Source organism: Comamonas sp. 14P8.1.4 (assembly GCF_057799285.1).
Genome location: NZ_JBYOKN010000001.1, coordinates 424,640 through 436,970 on the forward strand (window position 1 = coordinate 424,640; position 12,331 = coordinate 436,970).

Below are 12,331 nucleotides of genomic sequence, written 5' to 3' on the forward strand. Positions count from 1 at the left end.
GCGGGTCACCCGCTGCGGAGCAAGTTAGAAAAATGGCTGAATCTTTTTCCTATGAACAACTGATCGCTTCCGGTGAAGGCAAGTTGTTTAAGCCCGATAGCGGACGTTTGCCCCTGCCTCCCATGCTGATGTTTGATCGCATCACCCACATCTCGGAAGATGGTGGCGAGCATGGTCTGGGCAAGATCGTGGCCGAATTGGATGTCAACCCTGAGCTGTGGTTCTTCAAGTGCCACTTCCAAGGCGATCCCGTCATGCCCGGTTGCCTGGGCCTGGATGCCATGTGGCAGCTGATCGGCTTTTACCTGACCTGGCTGCAATTGCCAGGCCGTGGCCGTGCACTGGGCGCTGGCGAGGTGAAGTTCACGGGCGAAGTCGGCCCTGACGTCAAGCGCGTGCGCTACGAAATCGATATCAAGCGTGTGATCAAGCGCAAGCTGAACATGGCGATTGGCGATGCACGTTTGTTCGCCGACGACAAGGAAATTTATGTGGCCAACGATTTGCGCGTAGGTTTGTTCCTGCGTGAAGGCGATGGCAAGGAAACTGCGGCATGAAAAAACGCGTAGTGATCACGGGCGCGGGCATTGTCTCGTGCATTGGTAACGACTTGGCAGCCGTGGAGGTCTCCCTGCGGGAAGGCCGCTCAGGCATCAAAGCCATGCCCAAGTTCACCGAACTGGGCATGCGCAGCCAAGTGGCTGGCATTCCCGAGATCGACGTGGAGGCCCGTATCGACCGCAAGCAACTGCGCTTCATGGGCGATGCGGCCGCGTATGCGCAAATTGCACTGGAAGACGCGATTGCCCAGGCGGGCTTGACCCCCGAGATGGTCAGCAACCCACGCACCGGCCTGATCATGGGCTCGGGTGGTGGATCGCCAGCCAACCAGATTGAAGCCGCTGATACGTTGCGTGAAAAAGGCATTCGCCGCGTGGGACCCTACCAGGTCACACGTTGCATGAGCTCGACCGTTTCGGCGTGTCTGGCCACCAATTTCAAGGTGCGCGGTATCAACTACTCGATCACCTCGGCCTGCTCCACATCGGCGCATTGCATTGGCGCTGCGGCCCAGCAAATCGCCTGGGGCATGCAGGATGTGATGTTCGCCGGTGGCGGTGAAGAGCTGTCCTGGGGCATGTCGCTGCTGTTTGATGGCATGGGAGCCATGTCCAGCAAGTACAACGAAACGCCCGAAAAGGCGGCACGCGCCTATGACGCGAACCGTGATGGTTTTGTGATCGCCGGTGGTGGCGGTGCGGTGGTGCTGGAGAGCCTGGAGCATGCGCTGGCACGCGGTGCCAACATCTTGGCGGAAGTGGTGGGTTTTGGCGCGACGTCGGATGGCGAAGACATGGTGGCCCCTTCCGGTGACGGAGCGGTGGCATGCATGAAGCAAGCCATGGAAACCGTGGAAGGCCCGATCGACTACATCAACACCCACGGCACATCGACCCCTGTGGGCGATATGCAGGAAGTGCGTGCGATGCAGGCGCTGTTTGGCGACAAGGTCCCCCCTTTCTCGTCCACCAAGTCGCTGACCGGCCACTCGCTGGGCGCTACCGGTGTGCAAGAGGCCATTTACTGCCTGATCATGCTGAACAAGGGCTTCATCGCCGGTTCCGTGAATGTGGATACGCCGGATGAGTCCTTGGGCACCATGCCCCTGGTCACCAAGACACGCGATGCACAGCTGACCACCGTGCTGTCGAACAGCTTCGGTTTTGGCGGCACCAACGCGTCGTTGGCGCTGCGCCGCTGGGCTGGCGCTTAACGCGCGATGGCCAAGCGCGGTGTTTGCCGGGCGTATGCACTTCGGTAACGCCGCGCTGATTTTTCATCCTTTGCGTGCGCTCATCGCCTTTTGCCTATGAAGCTAGCCATCCTGGATCGTATCGGCACCCTCAATGTAGAGGGTGAGGATTCCATTGTGGCGCTCAAGGACTGGACGCCACAGCCTGGCGTTTTAGAGGCGATTGCGCAGCTCAACCGTGGTGGCTGGCATGTCACCCTGGCCACCAACCAACCTGGTTTGGGGCGTGGCAGCTTTGATGTGCATGACCTCAATGCCATTCACCTGCGCATGCAGCGTGAGCTGGCCGCAGCGGGTGCACGGGTGGAAGCGGTGTTTTTCTGCCCGCATACCCCGGAAGAGCACTGTGCCTGTCGCAAGCCAGCACCGGGCTTGCTGCAACAAATTGCGCTGCGCTATGGCGCAGAGCCGCATGAGGTGTGGGTGGTGGGCCAAGACGCCAAACACCTGCAAGCGGGCGAGGCCATGGATGCCCATCTGGTGGGGCTGCAGCTCGACGGGGATGCCACAGCGACTGCGCTGGCCTCCCATGTACCGCCATACACCAGCTGGAAAGCGGTGGCCGACGCTTTGGCGCCCGATGTGCAAGCGCCCCCACCGGCGCCGCATTTTTAGACAACGGCCGATTTTTAGGACTGCTTTCATGTCGTTTATTCGCTCTGTGATCCACATGCTGTGGATGGGCATCACCGTCATCCCCTACACCTTGCTGATTTTGCTGGTGCGCGTGTGTGGCGGCTCTCCTTCGCTGCGCTGGACGATTGCGCGGGCCTGGCTGAAACTCAGCGTGGACAGCGCAGGCTGGTTCTGCGGCGTGAAGTACCGCGTGCAGGGTATGGAAAACCTGCCCACCGATCCCCAGCAAGGCGTGGTCCTGCTGTGCAAGCACCAGTCCACTTACGAGACTTTCTTGATGCCGGCCATCATGCCCCGTGCGCTGGCCTATGTGTTCAAGAAAGAGCTGCTGAGCATTCCTTTCTTTGGCTGGTCGATTGGCAGCCTGGACATGATCCACATTGACCGCAAGCATGGCTCCCGCGCTTTCCACAAAGTGGTGGAGCAGGGCAAGCGCCTGCTGGCCCAAGGTATCTGGGTCATCATGTTCCCTGAAGGCACGCGCATGGCCCGTGGCGAAGCGGGCGAATACAAGACGGGCGCTACCCGCCTGGCCATCATGACGGGCGTGCCTGTAGTGCCGATTGCGGTGACTTCGGCCAAATGCTGGCCGCGCAAGTCGTTTGTGAAAACCCCTGGCGTGGTGGACGTGTCGATCGGCCCCATGATTGCCAGTGCCGGGCGCAAGCACGAAGAGTTGATGGTGGAAGTGCAAGCCTGGATTGAAGGTGAAATGCACCGCCTGGACCCCGAAGCCTACCCCGCAGCCCCAGTGCTGACGCAAGACCGCACTGACGCTTGAACGCCTTGGAGTTCTCTCACCCGCAAGCCACGCACAGCGCCCCTTTGGGGCAGGCCCGCGTGGCTTATTTGTTGGTGCGCAGCAGTCGCCGCAGCATTGGCCTGGAAGTCAGTGATAGCGGTCTGACGGTGCGCGCGCCTCAACGTGCCAGCCTGGCCCACATCGAAGCCGTGCTGCAGGAAAAAGCCCGCTGGGTGCTGGGCAAGCTGGATGAACGCCACACGCGCACGCAGCAGACACCGCAAATCGACTGGCAGCATGGCGCACAGCTGCCTTATCTGGGCGGACAACTGCAGCTGAGCCTGCACCCCGCTGCGCCGCGAGGCGGAGAGCTTTTGGCGGTCGGGGAGCACCGCTGGGTGCTGCACCTGAATTTACCGGTGGATGCGCCGCCCGCCAGCGTGCGGGCACAGGTCAACGCCTGGTGGCTGCGCCATGCGCGCGGCCTGTTCACCGAGCGGCTAGAGCGCTTTGCGCCGGCTGTCGGTGTGCAATGGCGCAGCTTGCGCCTGTCGAATGCGCGCACGCGCTGGGGCAGTGCCAAGCACGATGGCAGCATCATGCTGAACTGGCGGCTGCTGCACTTTCGGTTGCCGGTGCTGGACTACGTGGTCATGCATGAGCTGGCGCATCTGCAGGTGATGGACCACAGCCCGCGTTTTTGGGCAGTGGTGGAATCGGTCTGCCCCGACTACCTTGCTTTGCGCGCGGAGTTGCGCAGGCTGCCAGCGCCCGAGTGGGTGCTCTAGAAAATAAGAGCGGTTCGCGCTTGGTGTGCGGTCATTTCAAATGACTTTCTATATGAAATGAAGCGTTTGCAAGCGCAAGCAGCTATATCTTTTGAAGAAGTGTGCTTGGGCGCCGCGTGCTGCATGTGCGAAACTGCGAGCCCCTATTGCTACCCTACAAGGACTGTGTGATGAGCACTTCGCAAGCGCTTCAAGTGATCCCGGCAGCCGGCTACGCCGGTGATATCCCTGCTGCATTGGCCTGGCAATGGGTGCAGGCTGGAGAGGCTGTGCTGATCGATGTGCGCACCGACGCTGAGCGCGCCTGGGTCGGGCAGGTGCCGGGCGCCGTCCCTGTGCAGTGGAAGCTGTGGCCCGGCATGGCCAGCAACCCAGATTTTGATGCACAGTTGCAAGCGGCCGTCCCTGCTGGCGGTAAAGCCGTACTGCTGTGCCGCAGCGGCGTGCGCTCTGTGGCTGCCGCTACACGTGCTGCGCAGCTGGGGGTGCAGGCCTACAACATCCTGGAAGGGTTTGAGGGCGATGTGGATGCCCAGGGCCATCGCGGCAATCTCGGCGGCTGGCGCAAGCAGGGGCTGCCCTGGCGCTGAAAGAGCCCATCGCCATGAAAAAAGGCTCCTTGCGAGGAGCCTTTTGTTTGCAGACGTAAAGAATTACAGCGCAGGAATGCGCAGTTTCTGGCCTGGGTAAATCTTGTCGGGGTGGCTCAGCATGGGCTTGTTAGCCTCGAAGATCGCAGGGTATTTGTTGGCGTCGCCGTAGTACTTTTTGGCGATGGCCGACAGCGTGTCGCCACGCACCACATCGTGGTACTGGGCTTCGGGCTCAGGGTTGGTCACGCTCATCTGGTTGTCGACCGAGGTCACGCTGGAGACGTTGCCGCAGCACAGGGTGACCTTTTCTTTGGCCGCTTGCGTAGGTGCTTCGCCGTTGACCGTCACCTTGCCCTGGCTGGCGTCATAGCTGACCTTGAGGTTGCTGACGCCCAGCTTCTGCGCGTTGATGTAAGCCTCAATGGCCGTGGCAGCCTTGGCATTGAGCTCATCTTGTGATGCAGCTGTGGGAGTTGCGGCTTGCGCGTCTTTGCCGCCAAACAGTTTTTCACCAGCTTCTTTAATGAAACTAAACAGGCCCATACATCGACTCCTGAGAAAAGTTAGAGGGAGATTGGTCAATGTACTGGCAAATGCCTCAGGTGTAGGACAGACACTTCCTACAACCAAATTTTTGACATTTCGCGCTGAAATGGTGTGTTTGTAAGGTGGTCGTGTCGCAAAGCACACGGGAAGCACCGCAAAAATCTTGATAATGCCGCCCATGACTTTTTTGGCCATTGATATCGGCAACACCCGCTTGAAGTGGGCGATGTATGACGCTCCACGTCCCGGTGCAGCTTTGCTGGCCCATGGCGCAGAGTTTTTGGAACATATTGAACGCTTGGCAGAAGGCCCATGGAGCAAGCTGCCAGCGCCGACCAAGATGCTGGGCTGTGTGGTGGCCGGTGAAACCGCGCGCCGCCGGGTACAGGATCAAATGGAGCTGATGCTGGGCTGGGATCTGGAGCCCAAATGGGTGGTGCCTTCGCTGCAGGAGGCCGGTGTCACCAACGGTTATGAACACCCGCTGCGCTTGGGGGCTGACCGCTGGGTGGCCATGATTGGCGCACGCAATCACATCCTGCAACGCGGCAATGAGCGCCCGCTGATCGTCGTGATGGTTGGTACAGCAGTGACTGTGGACGCGCTGGATACGCAGGGTAACTTCTTGGGCGGCTTGATCCTGCCGGGTCACGGCATCATGCTGCGGGCACTGGAGAGTGGCACGGCCGGCCTGCATGTGCCGACTGGCTCCGTTACTCCCTTTCCTAAAAACACCAGCGATGCGCTGACCAGCGGTGGCACCTACGCCATTGCAGGGGCTGTGGAGCGCATGTACCAGCACCTGTATCTGCATTGCAGCATGGAGCCGGCCTGTGTGATGGCCGGTGGTGCAGGCTGGAAAATGGTGCCCAGCATGACACGCCCGTTTGAGCTGGTGGACAACCTGATTTTTGAAGGCTTGCTGGTGATGGCGCAGCAACGCTGGGGGTGACTGCGCGTGGGCGTCAGGGAAAAACCAGGTGCTGGATAATGTGCCTTCTTCTGACGTAGTGAACCCCTCCCATGATTCTTGTCACCGGTGGCGCAGGCTTTATTGGTGCTAATTTTGTTCTGGACTGGCTGGCCGCGACAGGCGAGCCCGTGGTGAATGTCGACAAGCTGACCTACGCGGGCAATGTGGAGAACCTGGCCTGTCTGCGGCACGATACACGCCATGTGCTGGTGCAGGCGGATATTGGAGATACCGCGGTGTTGGCGCAGCTGCTACAGCGTTACCAGGTGCGGGCCGTGGTGCACTTTGCGGCAGAAAGCCATGTGGATCGCTCCATTCATGGCCCCGAGGATTTCATTCAAACCAATGTGGTTGGGACTTTCCGCTTGCTGGAGGTGGTGCGCGCTTACTGGCAGGGCTTAGAGGGGGCTGCTCAGTCGGATTTTCGCTTCTTGCATGTCTCTACCGATGAGGTCTATGGCGCGCTCAGCCCCACAGCCCCCGCGTTCAGCGAGCACAGCAACTACGCCCCGAACAGCCCCTACTCAGCCAGCAAGGCTGCATCCGATCATTTGGTGCGGGCATGGCACCAGACCTATGACTTGCCGGTACTGACGACCCACTGCAGCAACAACTATGGGCCGCTGCATTTCCCGGAAAAACTCATCCCTCTGGTCATCGTGAATGCCTTGGCGGGCCAGCCGCTGCCTGTTTATGGCGATGGCCTGCAAATACGGGACTGGCTTTACGTCGTAGACCATTGCAGCGCCATTCGCCGGGTGCTGGAAGCTGGCAAAGTCGGGGATACCTACCACGTGGGGGGCGGGAGTGAGCGAACCAATATTGACATTGTGCAAACCATCTGCAGATTGCTGGATGCATGGCAGCCCCGTGTGGATGGCCGATCGTATGTCGAGCAGATCGTGCATGTGGCTGACCGCCCTGGTCATGACCGCCGCTATGCCGTGGATGCCAGCAAGCTGGCGCATGAGCTTGGCTGGGAAGCTGCGGAAACTTTTGAAAGCGGTATACGCAAAACCGTGCGCTGGTATCTGGACCATCCGCAGTGGGTGGCCGATGTGCAGTCGGGGCGCTACCGCGATCGAGACTTTCCGGGCTGTACGCAGGGGGGGGTATGAAAATTTTGCTGCTGGGCAGTCGCGGGCAGGTGGGCTGGGAGTTGCAGCGTAGCCTGTCAGTACTGGGTGAGTTGGTCACACTGGACCGCATCAGCACAGAGAACTGCGGCGATTTCACTCAGCCTGAAGGTGTGGCGCAGGCCGTGCGTGCCATCCGGCCCCATGTGATCGTCAACGCTGCCGCGCACACAGCCGTAGACCAGGCGGAACGTGAACCGGAACTTGCGCGTGTGCTCAATGCCACCACACCTGGTGTGCTGGCGCGCGAAGCGTTGGCGCTGAATGCTTTGCTGGTGCACTACAGCACTGATTATGTTTTTGGTGGCCAGGGCGACGCGCCGCAGAATGAGCACGCTGCCGTGGCTCCTCTGTCGGTGTATGGGCGAACCAAGCTCGAGGGTGAGCAACTGATTCAAGCCAGTGGCTGCCGCCACCTGATTTTTCGCACCAGCTGGGTATATGCGGCAAGAGGCAATAACTTTGCCAAAACCATGCTGCGCTTGGCGCAGGTGCGTGAACGGCTCACGGTGGTCGATGACCAGTGGGGAGCACCTACCGGTGCCGATCTGCTGGCCGATATCACTGCGCACGCCATACGCCATGTCATGCAGTGCCCCGATGCGCTGGGGCTGTACCACTGCGTGGCAGGTGGTGCGACGACCTGGCATGCGTATGCGCAGTTTGTGCTGGAGGTGGCCGGCACGCTGCAGCCAGCACTGGATGGAAAGCTGGCGGCGCTGGAGCCCGTGCCCAGCAGCGCTTACCCCAGCTTGGCGCAGCGGCCACACAATGCACGACTTGATACCACCAAGTTGCAGCGTCAGTTGGGTGTGCAGCTTCCGCATTGGCAGCATGGCGTGCGCCGCATGCTGCAAGAATTATTTGAATGAAAATGGCTGTTAGCGCTGATTTAGCAAGCGCTAACAGCTACGAAATAAATATCTTATGACGCAGGCACGCAAAGGCATCATCTTGGCAGGAGGCTCGGGCGTGCGCCTGTATCCTGCAACGCTCGCCATCAGCAAGCAACTGCTGCCGGTGTATGACAAGCCGATGATCTATTACTCGCTGAGCACCTTGATGCTGGCGGGAATCCGCGAAATCTTGATCATCAGCACCCGGCAGGACACCCCCCGCTTTGAACAGTTGCTGGGCGATGGTCGCCAATGGGGGCTGCATCTGCAATATGCGCAGCAACCCAGTCCGGATGGATTGGCACAGGCATTCCTGATCGGAGAGTCGTTTCTTGCAGGCGCTCCCAGCGCGCTGGTGCTGGGGGACAACATTTTTTATGGTCATGACTTTCCGAAGCTGCTGGCACAGGCGAGCGCGCAGTCGTTGGGCTCTACCGTGTTTGCCTACCATGTGCAAGATCCAGAGCGCTATGGCGTGGCCGAGTTTGATGCCCAAGGCAAGGTGCTGTCACTGGAAGAAAAACCTGCGGCGCCCAAGTCCAACTACGCGGTCACGGGGCTGTATTTTTACGATGACCAGGTGGTAGGGCTGGCCAAATCACTGCGCCCATCGGCGCGCGGGGAACTGGAAATCACAGATCTAAACATGCTGTACCTGCGGCAGGGACAGTTGAATGTGCAGTTGATGGGCCGCGGCTACGCATGGCTGGATACCGGCACGCACAACAGCTTGTTGGAGGCCGGACAGTTCATTGCCACGCTGGAGCAGCGCCAAGGCCTGAAAGTCGCGTGTCCGGAAGAGATCGCCTTTCGCGCAGGCTGGATTGATGCGGCGCAGCTGGAACAGCTGGCGCAGCCGCTGCTGAAAAATGGCTATGGCAAATACCTGATGCAATGCCTGAAAGGGGCTGTGCGATGAAGGTCACGCCCACGCGCATTCCTGAAGTCATGCTGCTGGAGCCCCAGGTGTTTGGGGATGCGCGTGGCTTTTTCTATGAAAGCTTTAACCAGGAGGCATTCAATCAAGCCACAGGGACAAACTTTGAGTTTGTACAAGACAACCACAGCCGCTCATCCAAAGGGGTGCTGCGTGGATTGCACTACCAACTGCCACCGCATGCGCAAGGCAAGCTGGTGCGAGTGACGCGTGGCGCTGTGTGGGATGTAGCCGTGGATATTCGCAAAAACTCGCCGACGTTTGGGCAATGGGTGGCAGAGACGTTGACGGAAGACAATCACAAACAGTTCTGGATTCCACCGGGCTTTGCCCATGGTTTTGTGGTGCTGAGTGATACCGCTGACTTTTTGTACAAAACGACTCATTACTACGCGCCTCAATCGGATCGAGGAATTGCGTGGAATGATCCTGACATTGCGATCCAATGGCCTGATGTAGGAATGAACGTTTTGTTGTCTGACAAAGACCAAAAGCAACCGTTCTTTAAAACTGCGGAAGTCTTCTCTGCATAGAGACGATCAGGTGGTGAACTGCATAAAAAAGGACTGCGGATGCAGTCCTTTTTTATTTCCAGCGCAATCCGTGTGCAAGCGGCACGTTGATTATTGGTTTTGCATCACCATCAGTACCAGAGCTGCAACCACCAGCGCACACAGCACGGCAAAGAAAATTTTCACCCAGCTGTACGGCCGCTCGCCTGCAATTTGGCCGGTATAGCCATTGGCTACGATCTGGAAGTTGCGGCTGCCGTAGGTGTAGCCCACCAGCCAGACGGGCACCAGCACATGTTTGAAGGTGCGGCCGGCGTATTCGCGCTGCACGCGCAGGTTGCGGTAGGTGTCGCCGGGTACTTGGCGGGCGCACAGGGCTTGAACCTGACCATCCATATCTTGCTCATTAAGCTGGGCCGCTTTACCCAGGTCGACCTGGTAGCGCTCTACCGTCCATCCGCGCACAAACTCTGGGGTGTAGGGTTTCAGGTCCGTCGTGGTGGGGAAGGGCTCTACCTGGCGCAGCAAGTTCGCGTGCACGCCCACGGTGCCGGGCACTAGCTCATCGTCAAAGAAATGGCGCAGGTCACCTGATGCAGCTTGCCAGCGGACATGGCGCACTTGCCGCGTCTGGGTGTTGCCGTTGGCGTCGCGGTAGGTTTCTGTGGTGTAGTAGTAATAACCGGCCTCCGCCCACCACTGTGCGCTGACATGGGCATCAAACGTCCAGTACGGCAGATACACGCCGTGCAAGGTGTCGGTCAAGGCCGCGTTCTTGAGTTTGTTGGGGGCAAACCAGCGGCTGCCGTACCACTGGCGGATGGTGTCACGGATCTGTCCATCGCTGATCTTGAACGGCAAGATGCTTTGCGGCGTGATGGCGTCATTGCGCGTTTCATGCGCCACGATGGCGGGCGAGCCACAGAAATCGCAGCGCTGTGCTGTGCGTCCATCGACAAACACCGAGATGGCGCGGCAGTTCTGGCACTGTACTTCCGTGCGCTGCTCGCCCCAGCCGCGGCCATGTGCGTGGCTGCGCAGGGCTTCGGCCAGGTCTTGCTCCACCACTTCCTGGCCGAGCTCTTCACGCACGTCATTGCTCCACGGCACCACGGTGCCGCAGTAAGGGCATTTGAGCGATTGGGCCTTGGCGTTCCACTCCAGATTGGCTCCGCACTCCGGGCACGGGTGCTTGCGCACCATGGAGGGCTTGGGGGCATCGGGTGCGGCAGCGTAGGAAGCGTTATCAGTCACAACTGGCAATAAAAAATGGCGCAAACAACGTGGGCTAAGGGGCCGGAGCCGCCCAGCAGCGAACTTGCCGTCCCCCAATTGGGGGGAAGTAGCGCAGCGGCACAGCGGGCGCTGTACTTATCCACGCAGAAACTCATCGAGGGCTGCTTGGCCAATGCGCCAGTTTGCACCGATCTTGCGGCCTTTGAGGCTGCCCGCTTCCAGCTCAGCGATCACATCTGCCACTTCCACGCCGAGTACTTGGGCTGCCTGTTCCGGGGTGTACACCTGCAGGCCCGCGGCAGCGGGTGCCGAAGGGGTTTGCGCGGCCTGCGCCGCAGCCGGGGAAAACGCATCGTGGCCAGCAGTCGCTGCGCCGCCGTTGGTGGCAGTCGCAGGCTGCTGCATCTGCTTCATCATCTCCTGGGCCATGCCAAAGCCCATGGCCATGGAGGCAGGTACGGTGGCCGTAGCGGCACCTTCGCCGCCGTTGGCCATGGCCTGGCCCATTTGGTATTTCACATAGTCGTTGAGGTTGCCAATGGCGCTCATGCTGGAGCGCTTGTCGATAGCTTGCTCCACCTCGGGCGGCACGGAGACGTTTTCCAGCACAAAGGTGGTGACCTCAATGCCGTATTTCTCCACCATTGCGGGGTTGATGATCTGCACCAGCGCATCGCCCAAGTCGCTGTAGCGGGTGGCCACGTCCAGCACGGGCACCTGGGCCTTGGCCAGCGCCTCCGTAAATACGCTGACGATGCGCGAACGCATGGTGTCGGCAAATTCGTCAATGCGGAAGTTCTGGTCGGTGCCTGCCACTTCTTTCAGGAACTTGGCGGGCTCGACGATGCGGAAGTCGTAGGAGCCAAAAGCGCGGATGCGCACCACGCCAAAGTCCTTGTCGCGCATGAGCACGGGGTTGGACGTGCCCCACTTGTTGCCGGTGAACAAGCGCGTGTTGATGTAGTAAACATCGCACTTGAAGGGCGACTGAAAACCATATTTCCAACCTAGGATAGTGGAGAGCACGGGCACGTTTTCGGTGCTGAGCGTGTGCTTGCCGGGGCCAAACAGGTCGGCGTACTGGCCGGCAGCCACAAACTGCACCTGCTGCGACTCGCGCACGATCAGCTGGGCGCCGTTCTTGATTTCCTTGTCCTCGTCCGGCCAGCGGTAGGACAGGGTGTCGCGCGAGTCATCGGTCCATTCGATGACTTCAATCAGCTGGTTCTTGATGATGTTGAACAGGTTCATGCCAATCCTCGCAAGCAGGTCAGAAGAAAAAGTTGTGATCCATTGTAGGGCGGGCTTTTTATGGCGGCTACGGCAAATAAATCAAAATTCGTAGCGCTTCGCGCTGGTCATTGCTTGTTTTTGTTGTTAAAGGTTAATGAGTCGCTTATTTGGTAAGCGTAAGCTGCTCTTTATTTGAAAGCAAATTGCGCTTTGTTAACAGGCAAGCACCTCTGCTGACACCAAGCAGCGAGTCAGAGGCCTAGAATCACCCCTTTGCGCGCGTGAGCGTG

At 59.5% G+C, this 12,331-nt stretch carries 14 protein-coding genes; 11 read left to right on the forward strand and 3 right to left on the reverse strand.

What is annotated here, in order from left to right; genetic code table 11:
• The first annotated feature begins 32 nt into the window (after nucleotides 1-32).
• The 6 genes from fabA (at nucleotide 33) to AC27VO_RS01995 (ending at nucleotide 4,569) form a co-directional block, all read left to right on the forward strand.
• On the forward strand, nucleotides 33-557 hold the full coding sequence (gene fabA, locus AC27VO_RS01970; RefSeq protein ID WP_488665024.1) for a bifunctional 3-hydroxydecanoyl-ACP dehydratase/trans-2-decenoyl-ACP isomerase: 525 nt from the start codon (nucleotides 33-35) through the stop codon (nucleotides 555-557).
• Complete coding sequence (gene fabB / locus AC27VO_RS01975; RefSeq protein ID WP_488665025.1) at nucleotides 554-1,774, forward strand: beta-ketoacyl-ACP synthase I; 1,221 nt, start codon at nucleotides 554-556, stop codon at nucleotides 1,772-1,774. Before fabA ends, fabB begins: the two co-directional genes overlap by 4 nt.
• Nucleotides 1,775-1,870: 96 nt before the next feature.
• Entirely contained in the window at nucleotides 1,871-2,428 is a 558-nt protein-coding gene (locus tag AC27VO_RS01980; RefSeq protein WP_488665026.1) for a D-glycero-alpha-D-manno-heptose-1,7-bisphosphate 7-phosphatase, read from the forward strand.
• Nucleotides 2,429-2,456: 28 nt separating this feature from the next.
• Complete coding sequence (locus AC27VO_RS01985; protein ID WP_488665027.1) at nucleotides 2,457-3,230, forward strand: lysophospholipid acyltransferase family protein; 774 nt, start codon at nucleotides 2,457-2,459, stop codon at nucleotides 3,228-3,230.
• A 5-nt stretch (nucleotides 3,231-3,235) separates the two neighbouring features.
• Complete coding sequence (locus tag AC27VO_RS01990) at nucleotides 3,236-3,979, forward strand: M48 family metallopeptidase (protein ID WP_488665028.1); 744 nt, start codon at nucleotides 3,236-3,238, stop codon at nucleotides 3,977-3,979.
• Nucleotides 3,980-4,149: 170 nt separating this feature from the next.
• Nucleotides 4,150-4,569 (forward strand): rhodanese-like domain-containing protein, encoded by a 420-nt coding sequence (locus AC27VO_RS01995; protein WP_488665029.1) that lies wholly within the window; start codon nucleotides 4,150-4,152, stop codon nucleotides 4,567-4,569.
• 63 nt (nucleotides 4,570-4,632) lie between these two features.
• Here the strand turns inward: AC27VO_RS01995 and lysM are convergent, their stop codons facing one another.
• Nucleotides 4,633-5,115, reverse strand: coding sequence for a peptidoglycan-binding protein LysM (lysM, locus tag AC27VO_RS02000; protein WP_488665030.1), 483 nt, complete (start codon nucleotides 5,113-5,115; stop codon nucleotides 4,633-4,635).
• Nucleotides 5,116-5,296: 181 nt separating this feature from the next.
• On the opposite strand from lysM, the gene AC27VO_RS02005 reads away from it, so the two are divergent.
• From AC27VO_RS02005 to rfbC, 5 genes are all read left to right on the forward strand, one after another.
• A complete protein-coding gene (locus AC27VO_RS02005) occupies nucleotides 5,297-6,070 on the forward strand; it encodes a type III pantothenate kinase (protein WP_488665031.1) in 774 nt (257 codons plus the stop codon).
• Nucleotides 6,071-6,141: 71 nt separating this feature from the next.
• Entirely contained in the window at nucleotides 6,142-7,209 is a 1,068-nt protein-coding gene (gene rfbB, locus AC27VO_RS02010) for a dTDP-glucose 4,6-dehydratase (RefSeq protein ID WP_488665032.1), read from the forward strand.
• Entirely contained in the window at nucleotides 7,206-8,099 is an 894-nt protein-coding gene (gene rfbD, locus AC27VO_RS02015; RefSeq protein ID WP_488665033.1) for a dTDP-4-dehydrorhamnose reductase, read from the forward strand. The genes rfbB and rfbD overlap by 4 nt, the downstream gene beginning before the upstream one ends.
• Before the next feature lie 55 nt (nucleotides 8,100-8,154).
• Entirely contained in the window at nucleotides 8,155-9,042 is an 888-nt protein-coding gene (gene rfbA / locus AC27VO_RS02020; RefSeq protein WP_488665034.1) for a glucose-1-phosphate thymidylyltransferase RfbA, read from the forward strand.
• The gene (gene rfbC, locus AC27VO_RS02025) at nucleotides 9,039-9,593 is read left to right on the forward strand and encodes a dTDP-4-dehydrorhamnose 3,5-epimerase (RefSeq protein ID WP_488665035.1); all 555 of its coding nucleotides are present in this window, start codon (nucleotides 9,039-9,041) and stop codon (nucleotides 9,591-9,593) included. Before rfbA ends, rfbC begins: the two co-directional genes overlap by 4 nt.
• A gap of 90 nt (nucleotides 9,594-9,683) precedes the next feature.
• Here rfbC and AC27VO_RS02030 read toward each other — a convergent pair whose 3' ends face one another.
• Together AC27VO_RS02030 and AC27VO_RS02035 are read right to left on the reverse strand one after the other, a co-directional pair.
• On the reverse strand, nucleotides 9,684-10,826 hold the full coding sequence (locus AC27VO_RS02030) for a TFIIB-type zinc ribbon-containing protein (protein ID WP_488665036.1): 1,143 nt from the start codon (nucleotides 10,824-10,826) through the stop codon (nucleotides 9,684-9,686).
• Between the two features lie 117 nt (nucleotides 10,827-10,943).
• On the reverse strand, nucleotides 10,944-12,059 hold the full coding sequence (locus AC27VO_RS02035) for an SPFH domain-containing protein (protein WP_488665037.1): 1,116 nt from the start codon (nucleotides 12,057-12,059) through the stop codon (nucleotides 10,944-10,946).
• Nucleotides 12,060-12,331: the final 272 nt, after the last annotated feature.